Source organism: Tateyamaria sp. Alg231-49 (assembly GCF_900143535.1).
Taxonomy (GTDB): domain Bacteria; phylum Pseudomonadota; class Alphaproteobacteria; order Rhodobacterales; family Rhodobacteraceae; genus Tateyamaria.
The window spans coordinates 1-14,070 of record NZ_FRFA01000001.1; the positions used below are offsets into that span (position 1 = coordinate 1).

The 14,070-nt window shown below is 54.1% G+C and carries 14 protein-coding genes; 6 read left to right on the top strand and 8 right to left on the bottom strand.

The window, feature by feature from the left end:
* Positions 1-345 (top strand): integrase core domain-containing protein (locus DHN60_RS00005; protein ID WP_159089057.1); only part of this gene is annotated, 345 nt, incomplete at its 5' end.
* Between the two features lie 341 nt (positions 346-686).
* Here DHN60_RS00005 and DHN60_RS00010 read toward each other — a convergent pair.
* Positions 687-1,055 (bottom strand): diacylglycerol kinase, encoded by a 369-nt coding sequence (locus DHN60_RS00010; RefSeq protein ID WP_234423461.1) that lies wholly within the window; start codon positions 1,053-1,055, stop codon positions 687-689.
* 143 nt (positions 1,056-1,198) lie between these two features.
* Between DHN60_RS00010 and DHN60_RS00015 the strand changes: the two genes are divergently transcribed.
* Positions 1,199-3,061, top strand: coding sequence for an LTA synthase family protein (locus DHN60_RS00015; protein WP_159089058.1), 1,863 nt, complete (start codon positions 1,199-1,201; stop codon positions 3,059-3,061).
* 146 nt (positions 3,062-3,207) lie between these two features.
* Here the strand turns inward: DHN60_RS00015 and DHN60_RS00020 are convergent, their stop codons facing one another.
* From DHN60_RS00020 to DHN60_RS00050, 7 genes are all read right to left on the bottom strand, one after another.
* Entirely contained in the window at positions 3,208-3,915 is a 708-nt protein-coding gene (locus DHN60_RS00020) for an IS6 family transposase (protein ID WP_108835234.1), read from the bottom strand.
* Positions 3,916-3,991: 76 nt separating this feature from the next.
* The gene (locus DHN60_RS00025; protein WP_108835235.1) at positions 3,992-4,984 is read right to left on the bottom strand and encodes an ABC transporter ATP-binding protein; all 993 of its coding nucleotides are present in this window, start codon (positions 4,982-4,984) and stop codon (positions 3,992-3,994) included.
* On the bottom strand, positions 4,981-6,009 hold the full coding sequence (locus tag DHN60_RS00030; RefSeq protein WP_108835236.1) for a Gfo/Idh/MocA family protein: 1,029 nt from the start codon (positions 6,007-6,009) through the stop codon (positions 4,981-4,983). The genes DHN60_RS00025 and DHN60_RS00030 overlap by 4 nt, the downstream gene beginning before the upstream one ends.
* The gene (locus tag DHN60_RS00035) at positions 6,006-6,845 is read right to left on the bottom strand and encodes a carbohydrate ABC transporter permease (RefSeq protein ID WP_108835237.1); all 840 of its coding nucleotides are present in this window, start codon (positions 6,843-6,845) and stop codon (positions 6,006-6,008) included. Before DHN60_RS00035 ends, DHN60_RS00030 begins: the two co-directional genes overlap by 4 nt.
* A gap of 10 nt (positions 6,846-6,855) precedes the next feature.
* Positions 6,856-7,770: a carbohydrate ABC transporter permease gene (locus DHN60_RS00040; protein ID WP_108835238.1), complete on the bottom strand. Its 915-nt coding sequence runs from the start codon at positions 7,768-7,770 to the stop codon at positions 6,856-6,858.
* Between the two features lie 63 nt (positions 7,771-7,833).
* Positions 7,834-9,087, bottom strand: a complete 1,254-nt coding sequence (locus tag DHN60_RS00045) for an ABC transporter substrate-binding protein (protein WP_108835239.1) — start codon at positions 9,085-9,087, stop codon at positions 7,834-7,836.
* 36 nt (positions 9,088-9,123) lie between these two features.
* Positions 9,124-10,011 (bottom strand): N-acetylmuramic acid 6-phosphate etherase, encoded by an 888-nt coding sequence (locus DHN60_RS00050; protein WP_108835240.1) that lies wholly within the window; start codon positions 10,009-10,011, stop codon positions 9,124-9,126.
* Between the two features lie 168 nt (positions 10,012-10,179).
* Here DHN60_RS00050 and DHN60_RS00055 point away from each other — a divergent pair, with 168 nt between their 5' ends.
* Genes DHN60_RS00055 through nagA form a run of 4 tightly spaced genes read left to right on the top strand, consistent with a single transcriptional unit; the run spans position 10,180 to position 14,011 of the window.
* A complete protein-coding gene (locus DHN60_RS00055) occupies positions 10,180-11,061 on the top strand; it encodes a BadF/BadG/BcrA/BcrD ATPase family protein (RefSeq protein WP_108835241.1) in 882 nt (293 codons plus the stop codon).
* Entirely contained in the window at positions 11,048-11,827 is a 780-nt protein-coding gene (locus tag DHN60_RS00060) for a GntR family transcriptional regulator (RefSeq protein ID WP_108835242.1), read from the top strand. The genes DHN60_RS00055 and DHN60_RS00060 overlap by 14 nt, the downstream gene beginning before the upstream one ends.
* Entirely contained in the window at positions 11,817-12,845 is a 1,029-nt protein-coding gene (locus DHN60_RS00065) for an SIS domain-containing protein (protein ID WP_108835243.1), read from the top strand. The genes DHN60_RS00060 and DHN60_RS00065 overlap by 11 nt, the downstream gene beginning before the upstream one ends.
* Positions 12,842-14,011, top strand: a complete 1,170-nt coding sequence (gene nagA / locus DHN60_RS00070; RefSeq protein ID WP_108835244.1) for an N-acetylglucosamine-6-phosphate deacetylase — start codon at positions 12,842-12,844, stop codon at positions 14,009-14,011. The genes DHN60_RS00065 and nagA overlap by 4 nt, the downstream gene beginning before the upstream one ends.
* Positions 14,012-14,070 lie beyond the last annotated feature (59 nt).

Below are 14,070 nucleotides of genomic sequence, written 5' to 3' on the forward strand. Positions count from 1 at the left end.
AGCTACGTCTCTGGAGAACTGGCTGAATGGTTGCAGGACAAAGGCATGAAGCACTCTCGCGGCGCTCCATATCATCCTCAAACCCAAGGCAAGATCGAAAGGTGGCATCAGACCCTGAAGAACCGCATCCTGCTAGAAAACTACTTCTTACCGGGTGATCTCGAAGCCCAGATCGAAACCTTCGTCGATCATTACAATCACCAACGCTACCATGAAAGCTTGAACAACGTCACGCCCGCCAACGTCTACTTCGGCAGGGACAAAGCCATTCTACAGGAAAGAGAAAGGATCAAACGAAAGACACTCGAAGCGCGGCGCTTGCATCACGGACAACGCGCCGCATAATGCAACCAACCAGATGAGCCAAACTCTCTCTTAGTTCAAGCCGCCATTGGTTCCAAAAACCCTGACGACGGACACCCAAGATTCCGAACTCCCGGTCGTGAACGGCAGCTCAGCGCATCAAAGCTGCCATTTGAGAAAATCGGTCGAATGACTGCATCGAGCCCAAAGCGACGGGTGATGCATCATGTATGAATGTCCGCCAACCCAAGAGAGGCAAGCATCGTTCAACAACTTGCTGTGTAATGAACGGGGTTTTTCACTAATAACTGGCACTTTCGCAGCCATTCCGGAAAGGAACGCCTGTCACAGGACTACGCAAAGTGACGAATGACTAACTATCCCTACATCAACCCAATAAGTACTGCGATCCATCCGATGCCGACCCCGATAGCAGTGACGGCGACTGCTGCTGAGCCACAGTCTTTAGCTTGCTTTGCAAGGTCTCGCTTTTCGAGTGAGATGTCATCTACCGCGCGTTCAATCGCAGTGTTTACGCATTCCATCGCCAGTACAAAGATACCCCCCATCAAAAGCATCCCTCGAATGGCCGCATCCAACGGTAAGATGAACGCTAATGCCGCAAGAAACACGTTGCCGACCAACCACTGTTTTAGTGAGTGTTCAGTCCGGTAAACATGGGTAAAACCCGCCCACGACCAAACGGTTCGTTGCCAAATCCGTTCAACCTGCTCAAAAATGACCCGTTTCATTACGACCTATTTATGGCTTCCAAAACCTTCAAGCTGCAAAGATATCTCGCCGTTTGACGATCTGCCTATTGCTCAATACAACTAGGTTCGTGAGTGAAATAATGCAACCTACCAAGAACCTTGAGTGAGTGAACTTGATGCGAATGTCTCCATTTGAAAAAGTGGTTTGCTGCTATTTTTCCATTTTGTTTGTATGCTATCTGGCCATTCTTGTTGCCTCTCCGGTCAAGCCCGAGGGTTTCACGTGGGGCTTATCAACACTTTTCCTTCCGGCATATGAGTTGACATTTCTTTGCATTGGGACACTGACATTATGGAAGGTTAGTTGGAAAAGTGTCCAATATTTTGTTGTTTTAGTGTGCATTTTGATACCAGCCGTCACTGGATTTTTGTATTTAGTTCAGCTCATATCTATCATAGTTTCTGGAAAATACATCACCGTCCTTGCGATGGAAAACGCAGGAGAGCTGGCCTATGTCACAAAGCCGACAACAATTGCACTGTGTCTTGGCATGGCCTGCCTTGTGGCAATCATTGTCTTTGCCGCCATTAGTGAGACGCGCAAAGGCTTGACAAGCAGGCTGCCTAGCCGCTCCGTTTTTGCTGGGCTGGGGCTAATTTTCCTGATGGGTTTCACTTATTCAGAACGCAATAGTTATATAGATCACGCCAGAAGTTTTGGCATTCCAATATCACTGAATGAGGATTTTGCCCCCGTGCTCGGAATACACTCAACCTATACGGAGTTTTCGCAGACGCGGTTTGAGGAAGGCCAAATTTCACAATTTTTGGATGATGTTTCGAACGGACATATCGTATCGCCGTTTCACTTGAAACCCACGGCGGATTTCCCTTTCCAGCAAACTGGACTGCATGCAGGCTCGCTGCCTTTTGATATTCAGGCGCCGAAAGAGCCAATAAATGTAATTGTCTTGTTTCTGGAGGGCCTATCTGCACGCGCTATGGGCCACTACGGCGGTCCTTATGATGACCTGATGCCCAACCTTAATCGTTTTGCGCGGCATGCGGTCACGATCGACAATTATTACAACCATACGGCGGCGACCTATCGTGGCATACAAGGGTCGCTGTCATCGGGGTTTCCATTGGCTGGCGGCGCCGGCTGGGAAAGTTCGCAGGATCGTTTGGCTGAGTTGAGTTCAGTTTCTTACGCGACCCTTCCAAAAATTCTGAACGCGCGCGGCTATGATACGCGGATTTATTCGCCCCATACAAAATCTAAACCATTCGATGATTTCCTGCGCACGATTGGATTTGCAAAGGTCATAACTCCCGAAGACGTCATACTGGACAGTCCTACGAATTCGCTGAGTGATCGGGATTTGTTTGCGGCGATGGCAGCCGACCTGCGGGCGCGGGATAGATCGCGTGTGGAGATTCCATTTTTTTGGGCGTCCTATAACATTGGGTCTCATGCGTTTTTGGATTCGCCTGTTGGGGCAGCGAAATATAATGATGGCCGCAATTCAGCTCTCAACCGATTTCATGAGCTTGATGTAGCCGTAAGAAAGTTCCTTGATGCTTTCGAGGCATCTACTTTTGTGGGCAACACCTTGCTTATCATCACGACCGACCATTCATCCTATGCTGAGCCACCCGTTGTTGCGGCCTTTTCGGATAGCCCGAAATTCACAACCCACTTCATCGACCAAATCCCGTTTATTCTTCGTATTCCAGGGGTTAGCGAACCCACGCGATTTCAAAATGGAGTGCGAACTTCGCTCGATCTCGCGCCAACAATATTACATTTGATGGGTGTGACAGATGCTGAACATGCGTTCCTCGGCACGTCCATCTTTGATGCCGAATTCGAATACGACGTGAATTGGGGAATGATTTGGCCCAACTTATATCGTATCGATCACACAGGTGTTTCAGTTGTTGCGCCAGACGTTGCGAATACACAGGAAAGTGTAGTGAAAAGTGCCATCATGTATTACAATCAGCTTGAGCTTGAGAATAGAATATTTGATTCGAGACAGTAGGGATTCGATTATCTAGGTTCGAAGTGTTGACCCTATTGGGAGGTTCAAAACACGGTTCTGAACGGGTCGCCGAAAACCGTCATTGGTGTATATGGTGCTGTCAGACCAATTCGAACCAGTCTCAGTTTACCGCAGAACGCGTGAACTTATCCGGAACAAAGCTGACGCCACTCGGAGAGAGCGGCGCTTCGGTTTAGTTTGAAATTGTCTCGTGAGTAGAGGTGGCGCTCCTGGTTGAAGTGGTTGTGGACCGAAGAATGGACTGCGGCGAACTTCTGTAAACATCGCATTTGCCTAAAGCGGAGCATGGCGCGTTCTCGTCGTCGAAAAGGCAGGTGAGAATTCTCCGCCCTATTGTTCACCCAGCGGCCCGTTTCCTGTTTGGTTACGTTACCTATGTCCTTCATCGCAGCGCCGTAGGATCGGAGTTTGTCCGTAACGATGATTTCAGGTTGGCCATAGCGCTTCATTGATTTCCTGAGGAATTTCAACGCTGCTTTACGATCTCGCCGCTTCGTAACGTAGGATTCCAGCACTTCACCTTCGTGATCAACGGCCCGCCAAAGGTAATGCGTCTCACCGTTGATCTTCACAAACACCTCGTCCAAATGCCACTGCCAGATCGAATAAGATCGCATCCGACTGACACGGTTTCTTCGGATCTCAGCCGCGAACATCGGGCCAAATCTGTTCCACCAGAACCGAACTGTTTCGTGGCTGACGTCGATGCCACGTTCGTGCAGAAGATCTTCGACGTTGCGGAGTGAGAGCGGAAATCGAACGTACATCATGACCGCCAGACGGATGATCTCCGGGCTGGTCTTGAAGTAGCGAAATGGATTGGGTTTTGTCATCCAACAAGGCTACGCAACCGCCCTGCCCGCCTCGAGCTGGTTTCTTCTGACAGTGCCTTGACTGGGAATCTTTACCCTACATGCGGAGCCCATCGGCGTTGAAGTAATAGGCCCGTTCCGGAGAATACCCAAAATTGACGGTTTGACCCTGATCGATTGAATGCTGCCCGAACAGGCGCGCAGTGATTTGTGTGCCTTTCACCTGAGCAATAACATTGGTGTCACCACCCAGATGCTCCACGTGCAGGACTGCAGCAGTCAGCTCTCCATCTGTCCGAAGTTGAAGATCTTCGGGACGAAGGCCAAGCGTTCTTGGGTCGCCTTCCGAAACAAACCCGGCAGGCATGAAATTCATCGCGGGAGACCCTAGGAAACCTGCAACAAACTGGTTCACAGGATTGTTGTAGAGTTCCATTGGACTGCCAATCTGTTCGACGCGTCCATCCCGCAGAACAACAATCTTATCTGCAAGGGTCATCGCTTCCGTCTGGTCGTGTGTCACATAGATCATCGAGGCAGCCAGCGCGTCGTGTAGTTTAGCTATCTCAAGCCGCGTGTTCATCCGCAACGCGGCATCGAGGTTCGATAGAGGTTCGTCAAAGAGAAAGAGCTTTGGTTCGCGCACGATAGCACGACCAATGGCAACACGCTGGCGCTGGCCGCCGGACAACTCGGACGGATAGCGATCAAGATATGCCTCAAGGTCCAGCATCTTGCTGGCCTTAGCGACCCGTTGTTCGATAACGGCCTTGCTTTTACGTTCCTGTTTGAGGGCCAGCGACATGTTTTTGCGCACATTCAGGTGCGGGTAGAGCGCATAACTCTGGAACACCATGGCGATGCCGCGTTTTGACGGTGGAGTGGCGTTAACCAGATTGTCACCGATGCGCACTTCGCCAGACGTCGCATCCTCTAAACCCGCAATCACGCGCAATAGTGTGGACTTGCCGCATCCTGACGGTCCGACGAAAACGACAAACTCGCCGTCCTCGACCTCGATATTTATGTCTTTCAACACGTGAACGTCGCCAAAAGACTTGTTCACGTTGGTCAGGGTCAAAGCAGTCATAGATTTGGCTCCTTGAGAGATACGGGGTGACCTGTGCGAATGCTTTCATCGGCAGCCAGGCAAATAGCGAGGGATTGCACCGCGTCGCTCATGTGGCGGGTGAGGTCGATGTTTTCGTGAATTGCACGCAGCACATAGGACTGCTCGGCATCACACAGTTCCTGATGGCCGGGCTCATTGGGCATTTCGATGGTTTGATCACCTTCAGGGCGATGCACCAGAATGCCCCCGACCTTTGTATGGCAGTCGATATCGGCCGAAGCACCCTTGTTACCATCAGTGATAGAGACAGATCCGTTGGGCGACACGATGTCCTTAACGAAGAACGCCGTTTCTGACATCATTGGCCCCCATCCGGCCTCATACCAGCCGACTGAACCGTCCTCAAAGATGACCTGAAACTGGCCGTAGTTGTACATCCCCTCGGCAATCTCAGCCGACAGGCGCAGCCCCATTCCATGCACACGCACAGGATCGGCATCCGTGATCTGACACATCACGTCGACATAATGAACACCGCAATCGACGATTGGACTGGTGGTCAGCATCAACGCCTTGTGGGTCTCCCACTCGACACCGGACGACTGTTGATTGAGGTTGAGACGAAACACATATGGCCCGCCAAGGTTGCGCGCCTCATCGATCAACCGCACCCACGACGGATGGTGCCTCAGGATATATCCAACAACCAACTTGCGGTTTAACCTTTGGGCCGTTTCAACCACGCGGCGCGCATCCGCAACCGTGGTTGCAAGCGGTTTCTCAACAAAGACATGCGCACCTGCCTCCATCGCAGCACAGGCAAAATCCGCATGGCTATCGGAATAGGTCGCGATTATTACAAGGTCCGGCTTGGTCTCCATCCCTTCTTCGAAACTTGTGAAGCGTGGGTAGCCAACCAAGGCGTCCGACAGAGCAATCTCGGATCGATTCACCAGTCCAACGATCTCTGACCCGGCGTGATGATGAGCCAAAGCATGAGACAAACCCATATTTCCCAAGCCTACAATCAGTACTCGGGTCATTTGACTGCTCCGGATGTCAGGCCGCGGATCAGTTGCCGCGAGAAAATCACATATAGTACCAACACCGGCAAGATCGCCATCGACAGCGCCGAAAGGACCGCGTTCCAGTCCGTAACAAACTGACCTATGAAGACTTGGCTACCAAGAGTCAGTGTCTTGGTTTCTTCTGCCGGGGCAAGGATCAGCGGGAACCACAGGTCATTCCAGATCGGGATCATGTTGAATACAGCGACTGTCGCCATGGCGGGTCGCACCAGTGGCAGGACAAGCTGAAAGAAGATTGCATATTCACTAAGGCCATCAACGCGGGCGGCATTTTTCAGATCATCTGAAACCTGCCGCATGAATTCACTGAGAATGAAGACCGCCAACGGCAGGCCCTGCGCCGTATAGACCAGGATCAGCGCCCAGAGCGTGTTCACAAGTCCGCTCGCCACCATCATTTCCAGAATGGCCACGGTCCCGATGCGTATCGGGATCATGATGCCCAGCGCCAGATACAACCCCATCAGCGTGTTACCTTTGAAACGGTACTCCGCCAATGCGAACGCCGCCATGGCGCCGAAGAGCAGGACAAAGAACAGCGAGGCGACGGTCACGATCATTGAGTTCTGGAAATACAGAAAAAAGTCTCCTTGTTTCATCACGGTCTGGTAGCCGATCAGCGAAAAGCTTTCGGCGTCGGGCAATGCGAGGGGTTCGCGAAAGATCGCCTTGCGAGTCTTGAAGCTGTTGATCAGGATCACGAAGACCGGGAAGAGCGCGATCAAAGTGTAGAGGATCAGCGCCCCATGCATGGCGACCGTGTTGAACGGATTAGTACGCGCTTTATTCATCTGTTTAGCCTCACATCTGATAGCGGCGCATCCGGGTCTGGATACCAAACAGGTAGATGCAGACCCCGATGAGGATGATTGCAAACATACCGCCCGCAATGGCCGACCCCATATGCGGATCCCCCAGTTGCAACTGAAAGCCGAAGAAAGTGCGATACATAAACGTACCGAGGATGTCGGTCGAATAGTCCGGACCGGCTAGCGCGCCTTGGGAAGCATAGATCAAGTCAAAGGCATTGAAATTGCCTACGAATGTCAGGATCGAGATTATGCCGATGGATGGCAGGATAAGCGGCAGCTTGATCTTCCAGAAGGCGGACAGACCGGTGATGCCGTCTACTTCTCCCGCTTCAAGGATTTCTTGGGGGATCGACAGCAGAGCAGCGTAAATTAGCATCATCGGGATACCGACAAATTGCCAGACAGAAATCAGAGCCAGTGTTGTCAGAGCGTATTCTTCCTTGCCCAGCCAGGGCGCAAACAGTGATTTCAGCCCGACAAAATCCAGTATGGATGGCGCAATGCCCCAGATCGGCGACAGGATCAGTTTCCAGGCAAAACCGACAATGACAAAAGAAAGGATTGTAGGAATGAAAATTGCCGAACGGTAAAGTGCCGCAAAGCGCAATCGCGGGTGGCTCAGGACGGCGGCGAGCGCCACGCCGATGGGATTCTGAACCAGCATGTGCACGATAAAGAACCAGAAATTGTTCCCAAGCGCGTTCCAGAACTGCTCGGACCAGATCGGGTCAAAAAATAACGTGCGGAAATTGTCGAGACCGACGTAGATACGTTCCTGATCCACTTTGCTGTAGAGCGCGAGGCGCAGCGTGTTAAACAGGGGAAAGATCATGACGGCGGTGTAGACCAGCACGGCGGGAGCCAGAAACACAGCGATGTGCCAGCGTGTACGAGCGCGTTGCATTTGGAAATCTCCTGAAGGGTCCGGGTGGGAAATGCCACCCGGACAAGACAGTAACGGGAGGGGTTACTGCTGTGGTTCGTACCAGCTGGCGAGGCCTTGTTGCAGCTCGGTGCCCAGTTCTTCGGGTGACGAGGTGCCCTTGATGGCCGCCACGGATGCGCCCCAGGTCTCGTTTTCGAGGTTTGGCGTACCGCGAGACAGGATCTGGTAAGTGGAACGGATTGTGCTCTCGCACTCACCACGCCAGCCTACGATTTCCTTGGCCAGCGGATCTGACAATTCCACCGGTTCCTTGGACAGTGGAAAGAAGCCAGGAAGAGCATTGCCGAAAATTGACGCAAATTTGGGGCTACCCACCCAGGCAAGGAACGTTTTGGCAGCCTCCGGGTTATCTGTTGCCGCGTTCATCCCGATGCCGATGTCGGTGTGGTCAGAGATATAGCATGTGTCGCCTGCATTCTGAACCGGTGGTTTGAATGCGCCCATCTCGAAATCCGCTTGCGCGTTGAAACCCGAGATTTCCCACGAACCCGCAGGATAGATCGCGGCGCGACCCAAGGTGAACAGGTTCTGGCTATCCGGGTACGTTTGAGCTTCGAACCCGTCGCCAAGATATGCGCCCCACTTCGCCAGCGTCGCATATGGAGCGACCCAGGCCTCGTCCGTCAGCTTCTGTTCGCCCGCGATCAGCGCGCGACGGCCTTCTTCGCCTTTCCAGTAATTCGGACCGATGTTGTTGTAGCCCATAGTGGCGGCTTCCCACTGGTCATTGGTGCCCATAGCCATTGGGATGTAGTTTCCGTCTTCTTTGAACGCCTCAAGAGCGGCAAAGAACTCAGCTTCGGTGTTCGGCACATCGACGCCCACTTCCGCAAAAGCGTCCTTGTTGTAAATGAAGCCATGAATGACCGAGGCCATCGGCACGCAGAACGTCGCCGCGCCGTCATCTGTCTGCCACGCCGATTTCGCAACGTCCGAGAAGTTGCCCATGGCGTCCATGCCAGCAAGATCGGCCAGATGGCCCGCCTCAAAGAGCGCCAAGGATGCGTCGAACGGACGGCAGGTGATGATGTCTCCTGCAGAGCCAGCATCCAACTTGGAGTTCAGAACGGCGTTGTACTCAGCCGGGGCAGATGGTGTGAAGTTCACCTTGATGCCGGGATGCTCGGCCTCGAATGCCGGAATGATCTTTTCCTGCCAAAGCACCAGATCGTCATTTCGCCAGCTTTCGATGTTTAGCGTGACGTCTTGCGCCATGGCTCCGGTGGCGGTGAGCGCCGTGCTCAGCAAAGCCAGTTTGATCGTGTTGCGGGTCATTTTGGTTCCTCCCAGATTGCAACGAAAGTGATGATTTTAAACCGAGCGCTCCAATATGGGGCGCAAATGTCCATTTGTATCTTTTAGTCGGGCCTGTGCTGCATCCCGCGACAGCCCCATGGCGGCCATCAAAACAGCCGCTTTGACGTCGCCACCTGCAGCATCCAGCACCTGTTGCGCCGTGGCCTCCGACACGCCAGCGATCTGGACGACGACCCCACAAGCCCGGGCGCGCAGTTTGATATTGTCAGCATTTACGTTGACCATCATGCCATCATGGACGTGGCCCAGATGCGTCGCCATCAAGGTTGACAGCATGTTGAGTGCAATCTTCTGGGCCGTACCCGCTCCCATCCGGGTCGATCCGGACAAAACTTCGGGCGGCGTCTCGAGCAGTACCGCATAATCGGACATTTCAAGCAATTCAGAACCTGCATTGTTGGCAATGCCAATGACGGTCGCGCCCTTAGACTTGCCGATACGCGCCGCAGCAATCGTGAATGGGGTCGACCCGCTAGCCGACACCGTGATCAACGTGTCCTTTTTGGACAGTTCCGCCAAAGCTGTGGTCAGCCCATCGGTGGCGTCTTCTGTATCACCCGACATCTCGACGCCGGACGGCAACCCACCGGCCATGTGAATCCGCAGTTGCACTGCAGGAATGGAAAATGTTCCGCCGAGCTCCTGTGCGTCCGCGGCGGCCATCAATCCCGAGGACCCTGCAGCCGCATAGTGCAGACAAGCGCCGGCATTTATTGTGTGCGCCATGGCCATTGCGCCTGCGCAAATAGCTGGGATTGCCTTTTGAACACTCTCGGCCGCGGCAACTTGCCCGCCCGCAAGAAGCGCCGCAATTTCCGCTGGAGGACGTTGATCCAATCCTGCGGCGCCGTCATGCAATTGTTCCGTCGTCTTCGCAGACACACGATTCTCCCTCAAGCTTCGACCAGGATACCTTTTAAATACCATTTGTCTACCATTTAATTTCTTGCCGCAATTCTGCCATGTTTTGTGCGATTGCAAAGCATATATGTTGATTTTGGTACTATTTGGGCCTTTAAAATTCAACAAAGGTATTATAAAGGTATCTTCATGAAAGATTCGCGCAACACACCAGTCCTTGCTATCGACGGCGGCGGAACACGTTGCCGCTTTGCCCTGCAGACGGCAGAGAAGCGCGTGGTTGCAGAAACCGGGTCGGCCAATGTGTCAACGGATTTCGACGGCTCTGTTTTGCGCCTGCAAGATGGAATCGCCGCTCTGGCGGGCATGGCAGAAACTCGGGTCGAAGCCCTTTACCATCTGCCAGCTTTCGTTGGACTGGCGGGGGCAACCGGAACAGCGGAGGTCGAGCGCTTGATGTCCGCACTGCCGCTGAAGAACGTATGTTACGCCGATGATAGGCGTCCCGCACTGCGCGGTGCCTTGGGGCAAAACGACGGGTTTGTCGCGCATTGCGGCACCGGTTCCTTCTTTGCCTCGCAGATGGGCGGCAAAGAACGCTTTGGTGGTGGTTGGGGTGCGACCCTTGGCGATGAGGCTTCAGCGCAATGGGTCGGGCGCAAGGCGTTGACGCAGCTGTTACGCCAAGTTGATGGGTTCGCCTCCGCCTCCGCATTGGTACAAGACTTGATGACCCATTTTCAGAATGCAGACAACGTGGTGGAATTTGCCCGAACTGCAAAGCCAATCGACTTTGGCACCCTCGCGCCGCAGGTCACCGCGCATGCCGAAAGCGGTGATACTGTCGCGCTGAAAATCCTGCAATCCGGGGCTGATCACATCGCCACCGACCTCGGACACATGGGGTGGACGCCCGGCCTGCCGATATGCCTCACGGGTGGGATCGGCCCGCAATACGCCCCCTTTTTGCCCGAAGGCATGAAAACCGATCTCACCGAACCGCTTGGGCAGCCCCTTGACGGGGCGATTGCGCTCGCGCGGGAAATGGAAATGACACATGGACATTGCTGAATTCCTGCGGCCCGAAGGCTGGTTAAGCCGGTCCGCTGGTCCGCGTTACGTGCAGTTGCGCAGACGGCTTGAGGCCGGGATTGAAGATGGCATTCTTGCCCCAAACTCCTCTCTCCCGCCTGAACGCGAGATCGCGGAAATAACCGATCTTTCTCGTGTTACCGTTCGCAAGGCCATTCAGGAACTTGTGCGCGAGGGCACCGTAGAGCAACGCCAGGGGTCAGGTTCTTTCGTACGCGAGCCTGTCACTCGCGTGGAACAGTCGCTGTCCCATCTGACCTCCTTCACCGAAGACATGCAGCGACGCGGGCTGGAGACCACGTCAAAATGGCTTGAGCGGGGGATCTTTATGCCCTCCCCTGACGAGGTACTGGCCCTTGGTCTTTCCGCGGGCGATCAAGTCTCGCGGATTTACCGCTTGCGCGAGGCGGGCGGGCGACCAATGGCACTGGAACGCGCGGCTCTGCCGCTCGATATTCTGCCAAATCCCACTGCAGTGACGACTTCACTTTATGATTTGCTAGAGCAATCCGGCATGCGCCCGGTCCGCGCCGTTCAAAAAATCTCTGCCATCAATCTAGAAACTGAGGAAGCGGACCTGTTGAACGTTGCCGAGGGTACTGCAGGGCTGCGCATACAACGTACCTCTTATCTGCAAAGCGGGCGGGTCGCGGAACTCACCCGCTCGATCTATCGCGGTGACGCCTACGATTTCGTAGCCGAACTACGCCTCTCTCATTTAAAAGGTTCTTCTGATGAATTCTGACACCACCCTCATGCGCCAGGAAATCATTGAAATCCCGGATGCTGTGGACCGTCTTCTGTCCGACGGCGGTGATGACATCCGCGCGGCCGCAACAGCAGCGCGCGACATGAACCCAAGCTTTCTTCTTTCGGTGGCACGTGGGTCATCGGATCACGCCTGCACCTACCTGAAATATGCTAGTGAGCTGGTGTTGCGCCGCCCCATGGCCTCGGTCGGACCTTCCGTGAAATCCGTCTACGACGTCGACCTTGCAGCGCAAAGCGCGCTGTGCCTGTCGGTGTCACAATCGGGAATGAGCCCTGATATTGTGCGTATGACGAAATCTGTCACGAACTCTGGAAGCATGACCGTTGCGATCACCAATGATCCCTCCTCCGATCTTGCACAGGTCGCCTCAAACACCCTGCCGATCCATGCCGGTCCAGAACTTAGTGTCGCCGCCACCAAGACCTTCGTCACCTCCCTTGTTACCGGGCTCTGGTTAATCGCCGAAATCAAGCAGGACTCCGATCTCATTTCCGCAATCCATACCCTGCCCGCCCATCTGGCCAACGCGACTGCCTGCGACTGGTCCGAGGCCGCCGCTGTTATGGACGGGCGATCGCTGTTTACGCTAGGGCGCGGCCCGTCCTGGGCTGTTGCCAATGAGGCCGCGCTAAAATTCAAGGAAACATGCCTGATACACGCGGAAAGCTATTCTTCCGCAGAAGTACTGCATGGCCCGGTTTCCATCGTCGAACAAGGTTTCCCGGTTATTGGTTTCGCGGCAGGTGATCCCGCAGAAAGCAATTTAGCCGAAGTCGCCGATACATTGGCCGACAAAGGTGCGACGGTCTTTGCAACATCAAACAAACTCAAGAAGGCAACCGCGTTGCCACATATACGGACGGACCACTGGCTGACCGATCCCATCGCCGCAATCGTTTCCTTTTATGGGATGGTCGAGACGGTTGCACGCAGCCGAGGCATCAATCCTGACACACCTCGGCACCTCAAAAAAGTGACCGAAACAGTATGACTTTGGCAACCGTAACATTTATTGGCGGGCACATTTTTGACGGCGAACACCTGCATGACGCCAAGGCTGCACGGTTTCATGATGGCGTGTTTGTCGGGTTGGTACCGGACTCCCGGATTTCCGCCACTGAAACCGTCATCAATTTGAATGGGGATATCCTGTCACCCGGCTATGTCGACCTTCAGGTCAACGGCGGCGGCGGCGTCATGTTCAATGACGATCCAAACCTTGAAAAGCTGAAATTGATCGCCGAGGCGCACAGGTCACTCGGCTCGGCCTCAATCCTGCCGACGTTGATCACCGCCCGCAGCGAGAAAATCACGGCCGCCATAGATGCCGTGCGCATGGCCTTGAACGCAAATGTTCCCAGTATTGTCGGGTTGCACCTTGAGGGACCGCATCTGTCTGTTTCACGCAAGGGCGCACACGACGCATCGCTTATCCGGCCCATGACCGATGCAGACCTTCACCAACTGCTTGCTGCCAAGGCTGACATTCCGGTCCTCAAAGTCACGATTGCACCTGAAAGCGTTACGCTTAATCAGGTCACCACGCTGGTCGAGGCAGGCATTCTCGTTTCGCTCGGTCACTCGGACACCAATTTTGACACATGCCGAGCCTACGCCGAAGCAGGCGCATCCTGCGTGACGCATTTGTTCAATGCGATGAGCCAACTCGGAAACCGCGAACCAGGCCTAGTCGGAGCCGCATTGGAATTGGGACTACTGTCCGCCGGCTTGATCGCTGATGGCATTCACGTGCATCCCGCAACCATGCGTGCGGCCTGGAAGGGAAAAACCGGACCAGGCAGGATCTTTCTTGTCAGCGATGCAATGGCCGTAGCCGGAACGGAACACATCGAATTTTCCCTCGATGATCGCCGGATATCACGGCGGGATGGCAGATTGATCCTTGATGACGGCACGCTCGCAGGCGCTGATCTGGACTTGACCAAAGCAGTAAGCAATGTTGTCAACAAGGTTGGAATAGGTGTCGAGGATGCGTTGCGTTCTGCCACGTCTATACCGGCCGATATCATCGGCATTTCGAGTGGTTTGGTTCCTGGAGAAACCAACTTGGCCGACCTCAATCGGATATCTGGGGATTTGGCCGGCTTGCGGCCACTTGAAGCCACTGCAGACCCAGAGCATCTTTCCAATAGTTGATGAGCTGGGCACGAAGTGGTCGGTCTCTGCTGGGCAAACAGTTCATAGTTAGAGGAACC

Excerpts from the sequence above, each read along its gene's own strand:
- DHN60_RS00055 (WP_108835241.1), top strand. The coding sequence starts at position 10,180 with ATGAAAGATTCGCGCAACACACCAGTCCTTGCTATCGACGGCGGCGGA.
- DHN60_RS00030 (WP_108835236.1), bottom strand. The coding sequence starts at position 6,009 with ATGACCCGAGTACTGATTGTAGGCTTGGGAAATATGGGTTTGTCTCAT.
- DHN60_RS00025 (WP_108835235.1), bottom strand. The coding sequence starts at position 4,984 with ATGACTGCTTTGACCCTGACCAACGTGAACAAGTCTTTTGGCGACGTT.
- DHN60_RS00060 (WP_108835242.1), top strand. The coding sequence starts at position 11,048 with ATGGACATTGCTGAATTCCTGCGGCCCGAAGGCTGGTTAAGCCGGTCC.
- DHN60_RS00045 (WP_108835239.1), bottom strand. The coding sequence starts at position 9,087 with ATGACCCGCAACACGATCAAACTGGCTTTGCTGAGCACGGCGCTCACC.
- nagA (WP_108835244.1), top strand. The coding sequence starts at position 12,842 with ATGACTTTGGCAACCGTAACATTTATTGGCGGGCACATTTTTGACGGC.
- DHN60_RS00065 (WP_108835243.1), top strand. The coding sequence starts at position 11,817 with ATGAATTCTGACACCACCCTCATGCGCCAGGAAATCATTGAAATCCCG.
- DHN60_RS00035 (WP_108835237.1), bottom strand. The coding sequence starts at position 6,845 with ATGAATAAAGCGCGTACTAATCCGTTCAACACGGTCGCCATGCATGGG.
- DHN60_RS00020 (WP_108835234.1), bottom strand. The coding sequence starts at position 3,915 with ATGACAAAACCCAATCCATTTCGCTACTTCAAGACCAGCCCGGAGATC.
- DHN60_RS00040 (WP_108835238.1), bottom strand. The coding sequence starts at position 7,770 with ATGCAACGCGCTCGTACACGCTGGCACATCGCTGTGTTTCTGGCTCCC.
- DHN60_RS00010 (WP_234423461.1), bottom strand. The coding sequence starts at position 1,055 with ATGAAACGGGTCATTTTTGAGCAGGTTGAACGGATTTGGCAACGAACC.
- DHN60_RS00015 (WP_159089058.1), top strand. The coding sequence starts at position 1,199 with ATGTCTCCATTTGAAAAAGTGGTTTGCTGCTATTTTTCCATTTTGTTT.